Genomic DNA, 13,469 nt, shown 5'->3' on the forward strand with positions numbered 1-13,469 from the left:
ACTCTGTACAGCGTAGAGAGAAGCGGGATGACGGACGCGGACCACACCGGCACGGGCGATCCACGACGAACCATCGAACTGCTCTGGGGCGTGCGGGAAAAACCCCGCCGAGGCCCCAAGCCGAAGCTCACCGTCGAGGAAATCATCACCGCCGCGATCGAACTCGCCGACGCCGAGGGGATCACCGCGCTGTCGGTGCGCCGGGGCGCGGAGAAACTCGGCGTCTCCCCCATGTCCATCTACACCTACATCCCCAGCCGCGCGGAACTGCTCGACCTGATGATGGACCGGGTGCACGGCGAGCTGACCGACCCGCCGCCCGGTCACGACTGGCGGGGCACGATGACGATCCTCGCCGAGGACGCCTGGGCGATGTACCACCGGCACCCGTGGATGCTCCAGCTCACCACCAGCCGTCTCCCCCTCGGCCCGCACACCTTCGCCAAGCACGAACGCGAACTGGGCGCCGTCGACGCGATCGGGCTCACCGACCTGGAGATGGACGCCGTGATCGCGATGGTCAACGGTTTCGTCCAGGGCATCGCGCGGGGTTCGGTCGAATCGGCGAGTCTGGTGCGGCGGTCCGGGCTGACGGATACGGAGTGGTGGACGGCCAGCGCCCCGGTGCTCGCGGAGATCCCGGAAGCCGACGCGGGCCTGTTCCCGCTGGCGGCGCGGATCGGCCAGGCGGCGGGAGAGGCGCACGGTGCGGCGAGCGCGCCGCTGCACACGTTCCGGTTCGGGCTGGCGCGGATCCTCGACGGGGTCGAGCAACTGGTTGCCGGGGAAGCGCAAGGGGCGGAACGGGAACTGCCTTCGTGAGCGGCAAGGACGGTTAGGGCGAGCCTGGCGTGCTCGTGCCGTCCTTGGTTCGCAGGGCGGGTGTTGTGAAAGCCACTTTCGCAACGTTGAAGGTTGGGAAAGTGGCTTTCACAACGGCGTTGTCCTGGGGGATCCGGTTCCTGGCCGGGGATGAAGGCTCAGACCGTGTGGCCTTCCCCTCAAGATGCCCGATCGCCGCGTCGTCGCAGCCAGCGGTACAGCAGCCACAGTGCCAGCGCGACCGGTGTCAGGACCGCCGCGAACAGGATGCCCGCGAACATTCCGTAGCCGTGCGGATCGGAGGACACCCCGGTGGCGCTGAGCACCGCCGTGCCGACCAGCAGCACGATCACCGCGGCGACGCAGACGAACGCGCCGAGCACGACGCGCCGGATAACCGGCCTGTCCATAGAACATCACTCCGGGTCGGGAGTGCAGATGGTCAGGAACGACTTCCGGTTCTCGCGCTGGACCTCCGCGACGTCCATCCAGCCGCGCTCGCCGAACAGGTAGCTCCCGGGCGGGTGCTGGGCCGAGTCGCGCAGCACCCGGGCGACGTCGGCCTTGGCACCGTTCGCTTGCGGACCATCGACGGTGACGGCGATCGAGCCCGACTTGGTCCAGTCGTAGCCAGTGGGCAACGGCGTCTGGACCTGGAGAGGCCCGTCCGGCGACGATCCCCCGCCGGTCCTCAGCAGGTCCAGGCGTTCCACCCGCACTCCCGGCTGCGGCGCGGTCCACACCTGCTCCGTGCTCTGCTGGGTGCCCGAGTCGAAGGTCAGCCTCAGGCGGATGACGCCCTCACACGGGGTACCGGTCCACAGCTTCAGGACGCCGCCGTCGACGCGGAACCCGGCCGCGGGCGGCAGCGACGGCGCGAACTGCGCCTTGGTATCGCACGCGGTCACCGCCACCACGAGCAAGGCGGCGCAGGCGGCGCGCGGCCACTTAATGGTATCCGCCATCGGACAGTCCAGCGTCTTCCTCGGTCTCGTTGCCGCCGGTGACCTGCTCCCACGCGTAGGAGGCGAGGAAACCCGTATAACCTTCGCGCCCCCATTGCTGGGAGTGGCGCTCTTCGTGGTGCAGCAGCCGGTCCATGTCGAGCGAGCCCTGGGACGCACCCTTGTCGTCCTCGTACCAGGCGTGGCCCGACTTCGCGACCTCGCGAAGCTGTTGCGCCGGATCCTTCGGGTCGTCGATGTTCAGCATGAACGTGTCGCCCCAGGTCGTCCCGCCGCGTTGGCTGAACTGGTCCTGGATGAGGTTCCCGCCCAGGCCCATCATCATGCCGTTCGGGGTGGTCACCAGCCGCCCGCCGTTGTCGTGCACGAAGCCGACATCGTCGTCGTAGCTCCAGGAGTTCTCCCGTTGCCGCTCGGTGATCCGCCGCAGTTCCTCGGATCCGTACGGGGTCGGCGCGAAGTCGGTCTTTTCGCCTTCGGTGCCGTAGTCGGTGCCCGCGTTCATGATGTAGGTCATCCGCACCGCCTTGGCGGCGTCGTCCCCGCTGATGTCGGTCGGCATCAGGAAGTACGACTTGAAGGTCCCGTCGCCGTCCTCGTCCTCGCGGATCTCTTCCATCCCGTCCAGGACCTCGAAGTCCTCCGGCGTGATGTCGTGTTCGTCGGCGATCTTCTTGATCGTGTCGATCGGAACACCCCGGAGGACGGCGTTCTCGAGCCACTGCCGGTAATGGCCGGACGCGGGCGGCCCGCTCAGCAGCCCGGCGTCGCGCAACGCCTGTTCCATCTCGACCACCTGGGCGTCGATCTCCCCGCCCTTCTTGGCGCCGGCCAGGGTGGTCGCTCCGTGGTCGCTGATCTCGCCGTCCTGCGCCAGCCGCATCACCCTGGCGAGGGCGGCGTCGATGTTGTTCGCCGTGGTGAGGATCGCCTTGGTTTCCTGCTCCAGCTGCTTCCTGATGGTTTCGCGGTGCCGGGCGGTCTCGGCGCGGTCTTCGGCCTCGAACCGCGACTTCGGCGGAGGGTCGGCGGGTTTGCCGTCCACGATCGCGCCGTCCGCGGCGATACGGAACTGGTAGGTGTCGGCGAGGGAGTCGTTGTTGGCGACCCGGGTCTTCAGGGCGGATACGTCGTCCGACGCGTTCTGCAGGCCGCGTTCGACAGCGGACAGCTCTGCGATCAGGATTTCGGCCTTGTCCCGCGTGTCTCCCAGCGAACCGCGGGCACGCTCACCGGCGGGGCCGTGCCAATCGGGCAGCTTCCTGGCGTCGTCGAGTTCGTCCTGCAGTCCGATGAGTTTGTCCCGCCGCCCACTCAGGTTGGTGGCCGACGCGTTGAGCGCCTCAGCGTCCCATTTGCGGACGTCGTCGTACCCGACCGTCATTCCCCGAAAGCCTCTTCCGCGGAGCGCTCGTTTTCGGAGTACGCCTTCGCAGCCGCCGTGATCGATTCGCTCCATCGGTCGATCTCGTCGGCACGCCCCTTCGCGCGCTCGTTGAACGTCGAGGCCAGCGTGGGCGCGCTCTTCGCCGCGTCCCCTCCCGGCAACGCCGTCGCTATCGCGTCCAAGCCGGTACCGGGTTCCACGCCTCTGGCCTGGTCCGCGGCGGATCCCGCGGCCTTGGCCGCGTTCCGCAGCTGACCGATCTCGACCTCGTACCCGCTCACCGCCCGCGACCCCCAACCCTGGATAGGTCAGCGGACTCTACTTGAGCTCCGAAGCCTCCACACCCGATTCGGGCGAGAGAACGGGCGCTTCCTCCACCACCGGCGGGCGGGCGAGTTCGGCCAGCTGCCGGACGACGTCGTCGTACCGCGCCTGATCCGCCGCTGCGCGGGCCTGCGCCCGTTCCAGTTCCTCGCCCAGCGCTGTCACTCGCGCCTCGGCGAGGCTCCTGGCCGTGTGTTCTTCCGCGAGTGACGCGCGGACGCGGTCCAGATCTCCGCGCAGGACGGCGGATTCCGCCCGTGCGGCGACACAGTCCTTTTCGGACACCGTCACCCGGGCCTTCGCCTCGTCGAGCCGGTCCAGCAGGGCTTCGAGTTCGGCCACCGCGCGGGCCAGCGCCGTGTCCCGCTCACCCAGATCCGCGGTCAGTCGCGTCTTTTCCTCCCGGACGGCCGCGAAGTCCTCACGCAAGGTCCGGAGATCGGAGACCAGCGTGTCGCGGGCGCGTTCGGCCGCCACGGTCGCGGCTTCCGCGGCGCCTCGGGCCCGTTCGTGGGCGGCGATCTCGGTCCACGAACGCTGACGGGTCTCCTCGGCGTCCTTCAAGGCCTGCTCGGCCGTGCGTTCCGCCTTGGCCTTGGCCATTTTGTCGTCGCGGGACGCGGCCAGCGCGGTCGCGCGCGCCGTGTCGGCCTTCGCCGCCGCCTGCTGGGCGTCCTCGGCCTCGCGCTTGGCCGTGGCGGCCTCGGTCTCGGCTTCGGTGACCCGTCCCAGCGCCGCCTCGGCGGCGTCGTCGAACCGCGAGCGCATCGCGTCCAGCAGTTCCACGAGCGACGCCGCCGCCGGGGTGAACTCGTCGGCGATACGGCGGACCTCGAGCAAGGGATCGGCCACGCTCGCCACCGCGGCGGCACGGCGGGCCCGCGACGCGGCGTCGGCGTGCGTCTTACTGCAGTAGGCCGAAGGCCGCCCGCCCTTGCGTCTTCCCTCGGCGTCCACCGCGGGCGGGGGCAAGGGGTTCTCGCAGCCTTCCAGCGCGCACAGCCGGACCTCGTCGGCGTCCGTATCGATCACCGCAGCAGGGTAGCGCTGCCCCGCGGGGTGGGAAGCGGGGCAACGCCGGGAAAACCGTTGGACCCGCCGATAGGGTCGACTTCGTGCGTGTTCTCTTCACTTTCGCCGGCGGCAACGGTCACTTCCGCCCGCTTCTCCCGATCGCCCGCGCGCTCGTCGAAGCGGGTCACACCGTCGCGTTCACCGGCGAGCCGATGATGGTCCCGATCGTCGAGGCCGCCGGTTTCCCCGCCTTCCCGTCAGGCCCCAACCTCGGTAGCAAGGGTGAACGGCACCCGTTGCTCCCCGTCGACAAGGACCGCGAGGACGCCGACCTGCGCGACGGTTTCGTCCGCCGTACCGCGCCCCGCCGCGCGGAAGACGTCTCGGCGCTGTGCGAACACTGGTCCCCCGATCTCCTCGTCTGCGACGAAGCCGATCACGGCGCGATGATCGTCGCCGAAAAGCTCGGTCTTCCCCACGCGACCGTCCTGGTCACCGCCACCGGCGCTCTCATCCGCGCCGAACTGATCGACGACGCGCTCAACGAGGTCCGCGCCGTCCACGGGCTTCCCCCGCAGCGGGACCTGGAGATGGCGACCCGCCATCTCGTGCTCTCCCCGTTCCCCGCGAGCTTCCGTGATCCCCGGTTCCCGCTGCCGTCGACCACGTGGCCCTTCCACACGCCCGTTCCCGGCCGCGGCCCGGTGCCGGAGTGGCACGTCGAAGGTCGTCCGACGCTCTACTTCACCCTCGGCACCATCTTCAACACCGAGTCCGGCGATCTGTTCGCCCGGGCGCTGGCCGGTCTGCGGGACGTCGACGCGACCTGTGTGGTGACCGTCGGGAACCTCATCGACCCCGCCGAGTTCGGTCCGCAGCCGGAGCACATCCACCTCGCGAAGTACCTGCCGCAGGACGACGTCCTCCCGTACTGCGACGCGGTCCTCAGCCACGGCGGCTCCGGCAGCCTGCTGGGCGCGATCACGCACGGCTTGCCGATGGCACTGCTGCCCATGGGCGCCGACCAGCCCCACAACGGCGACCGTGTCACCGAACTCGGGCTCGGCACCGTCCTCGACGTCATCCACGCGACACCCGAGGACATCCGTGACGCCGTGACCTCCGCGCTGCGGGAACCGTCCTATCGGGACGCGGCCGGGCGGCTACGGGACGAGGTCACCGCGTACCCGCCGCCGGAGAAGACCGTTCCGCTGCTCGAGGGGTTGCTCGGGTGACCACCGAGCTCGACACGGCGATCACCCGGGCGTTCCGCGAGGAGTCCGGTCAGGTGTTCGCGACGCTGATCCGGGTCACCGGCGACTGGGACCTGGCCGAGGAATGCGTCCAGGAGGCGTTCGCGCTCGCGCTGCGCACCTGGCCCCGCGACGGCGTCCCGGCGAAACCCGGTGCCTGGCTCACCACGACCGCGCGCAACCGTGCCACCGACCGGATCCGGCGGGAAGCCGTCGGCGCGGAGAAACTGCGGGAAGCCGCCGAACTGACCGCGCCCGCCGAGCCGGAATGGGACGAGAGCGGCGTCCACGACGACAGGCTCCGCCTGATCTTCACCTGCTGCCACCCCGTCCTGCCGATGGAAGGCCAGGTCGCGCTCGCACTGCGGACGCTGGCCGGGCTCACCACCGCCGAGATCGCCCGCGCCTTCCTCGTCTCCGAGGCGACGATGTCGCAGCGCCTGGTCCGGGTGAAACGGAAGATCCGTACCGCGGGCATCCCGTACCGCGTGCCGCCGTCGGCTCAGCTGCCCGAACGCACGGCCGCCGTGCTGGGGATGCTGTACCTGCTGTTCAACGAGGGCTACTCGGCCAGCGCGGGCACCGACCTGCTGCGGACCGACCTGTCCGCGGAGGCCATCCGCCTCGCCAGGATCCTCGCCGGACTGATGCCGGGCGAACCCGAGGTCCTCGGCCTGCTGGCCCTGCTGCTCCTGCACGACGCCCGCCGGGCCACCCGGGTCGACGGCGAGGGCACCCTCGTCTCGCTCGAGAACCAGGATCGCGGCGGCTGGAACACCGCCGAGATCACCGAGGGCACCGAACTGCTGGAGACCGCGCTCCACCGGGGAGTGCCGGGCCGTACCAGATCCAGGCCGCCATCGCCGCCTGTCACGCGACCGCGGCCCGCGCTTCCGACACCGACTGGGCCCAGATCGCCGCCCTCTACCGGGAACTGCTGCGTTTCGTGCCCTCGCCGGTCGTCGAGTTGAACCGCGCGGTCGCCGTGGCGATGGCCGAAGGTCCCGAGGCCGGACTCGGACTGGTGGACAAGCTCACCGCGGACGGAAGTCTCCCCGGCTACCACCTGCTTCCCGCGACCCGCGCGGACCTGCTCCGGCGTCTCGACCGGTTCGAGGAGGCGGCGGAGGCCTATCGCGAGGCGCTGACGCTCACCGGCACCGAGGCCGAGCGTGCCTACCTGACGGGGAAACTCGCCGAAATCTCCTGACGCCGGGATGTCGGCATCGAGGCGGCGCGTTAATGACCGAGCATGAAAGGGGCCTTCAAGACGTTTTCCGTCCTGAAAGCCCCTTTCATGACACTCGCGGAGCGGATCAGGCGCGGGTGTGCACGATCAGCCCGCCCACCAGAGCGCCGAAGCCGCCGATCGCGGCCAAGGTGCGGACCAGGTTCCACCGTTCCCAGACACCCTCGAACTTCGCCCGCAACGCCTCGAAGTCGGTGTTGGCGCCGTCGAAGCCGGCTTCGAGCGCGTTGTTCAGCGGCACGTTGATCGCCATGGTCACGATCAGCATCACCAGCAGCAGCACGAAACCCGCGATGATCCACGGCAGCGCCGACCGCAGCTCCGATCGGAAGTGCAGTGCCGCCGCCACCGCGGCGAGCAGGGGCGCGCCGCCGAAGCTCAGCGCGAACCAGCCGTTGAGGATCGCGATGTTGATCTCCCGCATCCCCGTCACGTACGTCCGTGCGTCCGCCCGCGCCAGTCCCGGCATGACCGAGCACGTGTAGGCGTAGAACAAGCCCGCGATCAACCCCGCCGCGATGACGGCCGCGATCAGGACGATCTCGCTGAGCGTGGACATTCCCGTCGCCTCCCTTCCGATTCCCGTTCGTTTCATCGATTCCAGACCCCAGTGGCCGCGGCCTTCGCGGCGTAGTCGGAGAAGTCCCTCGCGGGCTTGCCCAGCACCTTCTCGACGTCACCGGTGAGCGAGGAGTTCCGGCCGTCGAGGATCCGCGTGAACAGGTCGGTCAGGCCCTCGATCTCTTCCTCCGGCACGCCCTGTTCGGCCGCGCCCGCGGCGAACTCCGCCGCGGAAACCGGAACGTACCGGACATCCCGCCCCGAAGCCTTGCCGATTTCCGCCGCCACGTCCGCGAAACCGAGCAACCGGGGGCCCGTCAGCTCGTAGACCCGGCCGTGGTGCCCGTCGGTGGTCAGTGCCGTCACGACGACGTCGACGATGTCCTCGACGTCGATGAACGGCTCGGTCACCTGTCCCGCCGGAAGCACGATCTCGCCGGCGAGCACCGGTTCCAGCAGGAAGTGCTCGCTGAAGTTCTGGGCGAACCAGCTGGCCCGCACGACCGTCCACTCGGCACCGGAGTCACGGACGCCCTGCTCGCTGACCACGGCTTCCTCCTCGCCGCGGCCGGACAGCAGCACCAGTCGCCGGACCCCGTGTTCCACGGCCAGTTTCGAGAAGTCGCGGATCGCTTCGGCCGCGCCGGGGAAGGCGAGGTCGGGGTAGTAGGTCAGGTAGGCCGCGCCGACTCCGGTGACAGCGGCGGTCCAGGTCGAGCGGTCGTCCCAGTCGAACGCGGGCCGAGAGGCCTTCCGCACCTCGATGCCCCGGTCGGTCAGCTGCTGCGCCACCCGGCGTCCGGTCTTGCCCGTCGCTCCGAGGACCAGGACCGTCTCGTTGTTCTTCGTGTTTGTCATGGCACTAGTCAAGCGCCTCAAGATGAGACGGAACATAGTTCAAAGACTCTTTTCCATGTTTCATCGTCTACGCTTCGTGGCATGGATCCCCTCGCCGGTCTGCTCGACGGACCCCGCGCCCGCGGCGCGTTCCTGCTGAAGTCGGTCATGACCCCGCCGTGGTCGCTGCGCATCGAGGACGAGGCGCCGCTGACGGTGATGGCGCAGGTCCGCGGCGAGTCCTGGGTCGTCCCCGATCGCGGGGACGCCGTCCGTCTCGGTACCGGCGACATCGCCATCGCCCGCGGACCGGACCCGTACCTCGTCGCGGACGACCCGGCCACCCCGCCGCAGGCGATGATCCTGCCGGGACAGGAATGCCTGACACCGGACGGACAGCACCTCACCGAACTGTCCGACCTCGGCGTCCGCACCTGGGGCAGCGACCCGGACGGCCCCGTCGTCCTGCTCACCGGCACGTACCCGCTGGAAGGCGAGATCAGCAAACGGCTCCTCAACGCGCTGCCGTCGCTGCTGGTCGTCCGGAACGAGGAATGGGAGAACCCGCTCGTGCCGCTGCTCGCCGGGGAGATCGTCAAGGACAGCCCGGGTCAGGAAGCCGTCCTGGACCGCGTGCTCGACCTGCTCCTGGTCGCCGCGTTGCGGACCTGGTTCGACCGGCCCGGCGCCGCGGCACCGGCCTGGTACCGCGCGCACAGCGACCCCGTCGTCGGGCGGGCACTGAAACTGTTGCAGCACAAGCCTTCCGAGCCGTGGACGGTGGCGAGTCTCGCGGCCGACACCGGGGTCTCCCGGGCCGCGTTCGCCCGGCGGTTCACCGCCGCGGTGGGCGAACCGCCGATGGCCTACCTCGCGAGCTGGCGGATCGCGCTCGCCGCGGACCTCCTGCGCCAGCATCCCGACGTCACGATCGGCGCTGTCGCCCGGCAGGTCGGCTACGGCAGTTCGTTCGCACTCAGCACCGCGTTCAAACGCGAGCACGGCGTCAGCCCGCAGGGTTACCGCACCGGCGTCGCGTAGCGCTCGACCAGTTCCGCGCCGATCCGCGCGAGTTCGTCCTGGACCGAGGACGGGCCCAGTACCTCGATCATCGAGCCCCAGCCCGCGAGCTGCTGGGCGATCATCCACGCCACCGGCGCCGACACCGTCACCCGCACGCGTCCGTCATCGAGAGTCTCCTCGACGACGGACTGCCGTCCGAAGTGGTCCTGCAGGATCGGCAGGTGCCGCTCGGCGATGAGCACGGTCGCGTCCAGTCCCGAACGGCGCTGCTCGACCTGGTCGACCACCTGCTCCCACGCCCGCGACAACTCGAAGTCGTCCGGGCGCCCGGCGGGCAGGTCGCTCACCTCGGCGTCGGACATGCGATCGACGCGGAAGGTGCGCTGCCCCTTGTCGGTGCCCGCGATGAGGTACCAGACGTCGTCCTTGTCCACGAGCCCCCACGGATCCACGACCCGCTCGACCGGTTCCGTGCCCTTCTTCGCGTAACCGAAGCGGACCTTGCGGCGGCGGACGATCCCGGCCTGCAGCACGGTGAGCAGCTCGGGGCGTTCCTTTTCCCGTTCACCCCACCGCGACGGGTCGATGACGACCGCGTCCGCGGCGGCCTGCGCGTCGGCCCGGAAGGTGTCCGGCAAGGCACGGACCAGTTTCCGCAACGCCGATTTGACCTCGGGAGAGACCGACGCCGCCGGCCCGGCGAGCAGGAACAGCGCCTGAGCCTCCGATGCGGACAGTCCACTGAGGTCGGTGCGTGCGCCTCCGATCAGGGACCAGCCACCGCCTCGTCCCGGCTGCGGGTACACCGGTACGCCCGCCGCCGACAGTGCCTCGAGGTCGCGGCGGGCCGTGGCGATGGAGATCTCGAGTTCGTCCGCCAGTTCGGAAGCCGTTACGCGGCCACGGGCCTGCATCAGCAGGAGGGTGGCCACCAGGCGATCGGCACGCATGCGGTTCAGTCTGGCAGCCAAACCGCTCATCCGATGCGCACTTTGCCCGCGTTCCGAGGACGAAATGCGCTTGACCCTCACACTGATGTCAGGCTTTAGGGTCGGCCGCGACCGACCTCGAAGGAGCAGACATGGCAGGCACAGTGATCATCGGTGCGGGACCGGGCATCGGCCGCTCGGTCGCACTCCGGTTCGCCCGGGAAGGGTCGCCGATCACCCTGGTGGCCCGCAGCGCGGCGACGCTGGATCCGCTGGCCGCCGAGATCGGGACCGCGCTGGCGCTCACCGCCGACGTGACCGACGAGAAGTCGCTCAAAACCGCTCTCGACACCGCGGGACGCGAGCACGGTGAGCCCGACGTCGTGGTCTACAACGCCGCGATCATCCAGGCCGACACCCCCGGCGAGCTGTCCGTCGAAGGGCATCTCGCGGCGTGGTCGGTCAACGTCGTCGGAGCGATCACCACCGCCGCCCACGTCGCGCCCGGGATGGCCGAGCGCGGTTCGGGCACGATCATCGTCACCGGCGGGATGCCCGAAGCCGTACCGGCCTACACGAGCCTCTCGCTCGGTAAAGCCGGTGTGCGGGCGCTGGTTTCCTTGCTGGACACGGAATTCGGCCCGTCAGGGGTGCACGTCGCGACGGTGACCGTCGCCGGTGCCGTCGCGAAGGGGAGCCCGTTCGACCCCGACGACATCGCCGAGCACTACTGGCGGCTGCACACCCAGCCGCGGAGCGAATGGGAGCAGGAGATCGTCCACACAGGACTACCAGTGAGCGGGGTGTGAGAGCGACTCCGGCAGCTTCGTCGTCGCGTCACCCTTCGCGGCGTCCAGCTGCGACTGGATGAGGAAGAGGGCGTCCCGGAAGTCCGCTCCACGGACATCGGCGTCGCGCAGGTCCGCACCGATGACGTCGGCCTGCCGCAGATCGGAGCCCCGCAGGTCCGCGCCGATCAGGTAAGCCCCGCGCAGAAGCGCGCCGCGCAGGTTCGCCCCCTTGAGCTTCGCGCCGATGAGGTCGGCACCGCGCCGGTCCTTCTTCTTGCCGGGCACTTCGGCGCGGGCGAGTTCGCTCGCGCGCAGCAGCAGCCCGTTCACCGAGCCCCGGTGCGCGTGGACGTCGAGTTCCCGCAGCACGCCGGGTTTCTCCAGGGTCATCCGCTCGGTCTGGTCGACCATCTCGGCCAGGCCGGCGCGGATCGGCGCCGACGACGGGAGCGCGGCCGCCTCGGTGAGGTAGTAGAGCAGTTCCTGCAGATCCCGCATGACCGGGAAGACCGCGAACATCGACCTCGCCGTCTTCGGCGCCTTCCGCCAGTCCTCGCCGCCGAAGGTGATCTGGGAGACCTTCTGGCCCGCGCCGAAGCAGTCATAAACCGTGCAGCCGGTGAAACCCTTCGTGCGGAGCTTGTCGTGGATGCCGCACCGGGAGTCCCCTCCCAGATTCGGGCACGCTTGGCCCGCCGGTTTGGTGATCGCGAAATCGGCCGACGCCGCGAAGGCCGGGACGACACAGCACAGGCCGAAGCAGTTTTCGCAGTCGGCTCGCAGGCTCGAAGGGGCTGGCACGGTGGTTCGGACTCCAGATGCTCGAGAGGTGTTCCACCCACAGGGTACGGAGGGGCCGACGTGCACATTCCGTGCAGGGCACCCGCCGCCAATGGCCGCCAGACGAAGGTCGGGTCCTGCCCCATTCAGTCGATATCGGACATGTCAAACGCTCAATAACCTCGATCTTCGTGGGATTCGGCAGGTGCCGTCCCATGCGGTCGAGCTGGACCGCTTTCCGCCGCTGTGGTCTTGACCGGCCGGTCCCCTGCGAACGACAGGACGAACACATGCGAGAGATGAGACAAGCGCGTTGGCTGTCCCGTGCCGGAATGGCGAGCGCGGTCGCGGTGGCGATCAGCGTCACCGCCGCTCCCGCGCAAGCCGCCGAGGGACAGATCCTCGCCGCGGGATCCCCCGAAGCGATCCCGAACAGCTACATCGTCACGCTGAAGGACACCGGCGTCGTGGACACGCTGGCCAGCCGCTTCGGCGCGAAGGTGGAGCGCGTCTACAGCAGCTCGCTCAAGGGCTTCTCCGCGACGCTGTCGGAGAGGCAGGCCAAGCGGCTCGCCGCCGACCCGACGGTGGCGTCCGTCGAGCAGAACCAGGTCGTCCACGCCGACGCGACGCAGGTCAACCCGCCGTCCTGGGGTCTCGACCGCGTCGACCAGCGCAACCTCCCGCTCGACAAGAGCTACAGCTACACCTCCACCGGCGCCGGCGTGAACGTCTACGTCATCGACACCGGTGTGCGGATCAGCCACCAGACCTTCGGCGGCCGCGCCCGCAACGGCTACGACTTCGTCGACAACGACGCCGTCGCCCAGGACGGCAACGGCCACGGAACCCACGTCGCGGGCACCATCGCCGGTTCGCAGTACGGCATCGCCAAGGGCGCCACGATCTACGGCGTCCGCGTCCTGAACAACTCGGGCAGCGGCACCACCGCCGGCGTCATCGGCGGCATCGACTGGGTCACCAAGAACCACATCAAGCCCGCCGCGGCGAACATGAGCCTCGGCGGCGGTGCCTCGACCACCCTCGACGACGCCGTCCGCCGGTCGATCGCCGCGGGCGTCACCTACGGCGTGGCCGCCGGGAATTCCAACCAGAACGCGTCCGGCTTCTCCCCCGCCCGCGTGACCCAGGCGATCACCGTCGGCTCGACCACCAACACCGACGCGCGGTCCAGCTTCTCCAACTACGGCAGCCTGGTGGACATCTTCGCGCCGGGTACGAGCATCACGTCGTCGTGGAACACCAGCGACACCGCGACGAACACCATCAGCGGCACCTCGATGGCGACCCCGCACGTGGTCGGCGTCGCGGCCCGCTTCCTGCAGAACAACAAGACCGCCACACCGGCGCAGGTGGCCACCGCGCTGATCAACGCGGCCACCCCGAACAAGGTGACCAACCCGGGCTCCGGTTCCCCGAACCGGCTCCTGTACTGGGCGCCGACCGCCTGATCGCCGTCCCGCACATGAAATGAAGGGGACTTTCATTGCAAATTTCGCAATGAAAGTCCCCT

The 13,469-nt window shown here is 69.5% G+C and carries 14 protein-coding genes and 1 pseudogene; 6 read left to right on the plus strand and 9 right to left on the minus strand.

Going from position 1 to position 13,469, the window contains the following annotated elements; all coding sequences use genetic code 11:
* Positions 1–27: 27 nt before the first annotated feature.
* The gene (locus BKN51_RS12775; RefSeq protein WP_101607854.1) at positions 28–822 is read left to right on the plus strand and encodes a TetR/AcrR family transcriptional regulator; all 795 of its coding nucleotides are present in this window, start codon (positions 28–30) and stop codon (positions 820–822) included.
* A gap of 179 nt (positions 823–1,001) precedes the next feature.
* Here the strand turns inward: BKN51_RS12775 and BKN51_RS12780 are convergent, their stop codons facing one another.
* From BKN51_RS12780 to BKN51_RS12800, 5 genes are read right to left on the minus strand one after another with little or no spacing between them, the layout of a single operon-like run.
* The gene (locus BKN51_RS12780; protein WP_101607855.1) at positions 1,002–1,232 is read right to left on the minus strand and encodes a hypothetical protein; all 231 of its coding nucleotides are present in this window, start codon (positions 1,230–1,232) and stop codon (positions 1,002–1,004) included.
* A 6-nt stretch (positions 1,233–1,238) separates the two neighbouring features.
* Positions 1,239–1,787 carry a hypothetical protein gene (locus BKN51_RS12785; protein ID WP_101607856.1) on the minus strand — a complete coding sequence of 183 codons (549 nt, stop codon included), beginning with the start codon at positions 1,785–1,787 and terminating at the stop codon, positions 1,239–1,241.
* Positions 1,771–3,171 (minus strand): hypothetical protein, encoded by a 1,401-nt coding sequence (locus BKN51_RS12790; RefSeq protein ID WP_101607857.1) that lies wholly within the window; start codon positions 3,169–3,171, stop codon positions 1,771–1,773. Before BKN51_RS12790 ends, BKN51_RS12785 begins: the two co-directional genes overlap by 17 nt.
* Positions 3,168–3,455 carry a hypothetical protein gene (locus BKN51_RS12795; RefSeq protein ID WP_101607858.1) on the minus strand — a complete coding sequence of 96 codons (288 nt, stop codon included), beginning with the start codon at positions 3,453–3,455 and terminating at the stop codon, positions 3,168–3,170. The genes BKN51_RS12790 and BKN51_RS12795 overlap by 4 nt, the downstream gene beginning before the upstream one ends.
* Before the next feature lie 37 nt (positions 3,456–3,492).
* Positions 3,493–4,530 (minus strand): hypothetical protein, encoded by a 1,038-nt coding sequence (locus tag BKN51_RS12800; RefSeq protein ID WP_101607859.1) that lies wholly within the window; start codon positions 4,528–4,530, stop codon positions 3,493–3,495.
* An 83-nt stretch (positions 4,531–4,613) separates the two neighbouring features.
* Between BKN51_RS12800 and BKN51_RS12805 the strand changes: the two genes are divergently transcribed.
* The gene (locus BKN51_RS12805; RefSeq protein WP_101607860.1) at positions 4,614–5,747 is read left to right on the plus strand and encodes a glycosyltransferase; all 1,134 of its coding nucleotides are present in this window, start codon (positions 4,614–4,616) and stop codon (positions 5,745–5,747) included.
* Positions 5,744–6,975: pseudogene (locus BKN51_RS12810) on the plus strand (RNA polymerase sigma factor). Before BKN51_RS12805 ends, BKN51_RS12810 begins: the two are co-directional and overlap by 4 nt.
* Before the next feature lie 106 nt (positions 6,976–7,081).
* Here the strand turns inward: BKN51_RS12810 and BKN51_RS12815 are convergent.
* Both BKN51_RS12815 and BKN51_RS12820 read right to left on the minus strand, forming a co-directional pair.
* The gene (locus BKN51_RS12815; RefSeq protein ID WP_101607861.1) at positions 7,082–7,573 is read right to left on the minus strand and encodes an anthrone oxygenase family protein; all 492 of its coding nucleotides are present in this window, start codon (positions 7,571–7,573) and stop codon (positions 7,082–7,084) included.
* Between the two features lie 32 nt (positions 7,574–7,605).
* Positions 7,606–8,433, minus strand: a complete 828-nt coding sequence (locus BKN51_RS12820; protein ID WP_101607862.1) for an NmrA family transcriptional regulator — start codon at positions 8,431–8,433, stop codon at positions 7,606–7,608.
* 81 nt (positions 8,434–8,514) lie between these two features.
* On the opposite strand from BKN51_RS12820, the gene BKN51_RS12825 reads away from it, so the two are divergent.
* The gene (locus tag BKN51_RS12825) at positions 8,515–9,453 is read left to right on the plus strand and encodes an AraC family transcriptional regulator (protein WP_101607863.1); all 939 of its coding nucleotides are present in this window, start codon (positions 8,515–8,517) and stop codon (positions 9,451–9,453) included.
* On the opposite strand, the gene BKN51_RS12830 is transcribed toward BKN51_RS12825, so the two are convergent.
* Entirely contained in the window at positions 9,432–10,385 is a 954-nt protein-coding gene (locus BKN51_RS12830; RefSeq protein WP_101607864.1) for a helix-turn-helix transcriptional regulator, read from the minus strand. The genes BKN51_RS12825 and BKN51_RS12830 overlap by 22 nt on opposite strands.
* 131 nt (positions 10,386–10,516) lie before the next feature.
* Here BKN51_RS12830 and BKN51_RS12835 point away from each other — a divergent pair, with 131 nt between their 5' ends.
* Complete coding sequence (locus BKN51_RS12835; protein ID WP_101607865.1) at positions 10,517–11,173, plus strand: SDR family NAD(P)-dependent oxidoreductase; 657 nt, start codon at positions 10,517–10,519, stop codon at positions 11,171–11,173.
* Here the strand turns inward: BKN51_RS12835 and BKN51_RS12840 are convergent.
* The gene (locus BKN51_RS12840) at positions 11,153–11,956 is read right to left on the minus strand and encodes a pentapeptide repeat-containing protein (RefSeq protein ID WP_101607866.1); all 804 of its coding nucleotides are present in this window, start codon (positions 11,954–11,956) and stop codon (positions 11,153–11,155) included. The two genes, BKN51_RS12835 and BKN51_RS12840, sit on opposite strands and share 21 nt — an antisense overlap.
* A 269-nt stretch (positions 11,957–12,225) precedes the next feature.
* On the opposite strand from BKN51_RS12840, the gene BKN51_RS12845 reads away from it, so the two are divergent.
* On the plus strand, positions 12,226–13,407 hold the full coding sequence (locus tag BKN51_RS12845; protein WP_335645071.1) for a S8 family peptidase: 1,182 nt from the start codon (positions 12,226–12,228) through the stop codon (positions 13,405–13,407).
* Positions 13,408–13,469: the final 62 nt, after the last annotated feature.

The organism is Amycolatopsis sp. BJA-103, from assembly GCF_002849735.1.
Lineage (GTDB): Bacteria > Actinomycetota > Actinomycetes > Mycobacteriales > Pseudonocardiaceae > Amycolatopsis.

Excerpts from the sequence above, each read along its gene's own strand:
- BKN51_RS12785 (WP_101607856.1), bottom strand. The coding sequence starts at position 1,787 with ATGGCGGATACCATTAAGTGGCCGCGCGCCGCCTGCGCCGCCTTGCTC.
- BKN51_RS12780 (WP_101607855.1), bottom strand. The coding sequence starts at position 1,232 with ATGGACAGGCCGGTTATCCGGCGCGTCGTGCTCGGCGCGTTCGTCTGC.
- BKN51_RS12790 (WP_101607857.1), bottom strand. The coding sequence starts at position 3,171 with ATGACGGTCGGGTACGACGACGTCCGCAAATGGGACGCTGAGGCGCTC.
- BKN51_RS12830 (WP_101607864.1), bottom strand. The coding sequence starts at position 10,385 with ATGCGTGCCGATCGCCTGGTGGCCACCCTCCTGCTGATGCAGGCCCGT.
- BKN51_RS12845 (WP_335645071.1), top strand. The coding sequence starts at position 12,226 with ATGCGAGAGATGAGACAAGCGCGTTGGCTGTCCCGTGCCGGAATGGCG.
- BKN51_RS12815 (WP_101607861.1), bottom strand. The coding sequence starts at position 7,573 with ATGTCCACGCTCAGCGAGATCGTCCTGATCGCGGCCGTCATCGCGGCG.
- BKN51_RS12835 (WP_101607865.1), top strand. The coding sequence starts at position 10,517 with ATGGCAGGCACAGTGATCATCGGTGCGGGACCGGGCATCGGCCGCTCG.
- BKN51_RS12825 (WP_101607863.1), top strand. The coding sequence starts at position 8,515 with ATGGATCCCCTCGCCGGTCTGCTCGACGGACCCCGCGCCCGCGGCGCG.
- BKN51_RS12820 (WP_101607862.1), bottom strand. The coding sequence starts at position 8,433 with ATGACAAACACGAAGAACAACGAGACGGTCCTGGTCCTCGGAGCGACG.
- BKN51_RS12775 (WP_101607854.1), top strand. The coding sequence starts at position 28 with ATGACGGACGCGGACCACACCGGCACGGGCGATCCACGACGAACCATC.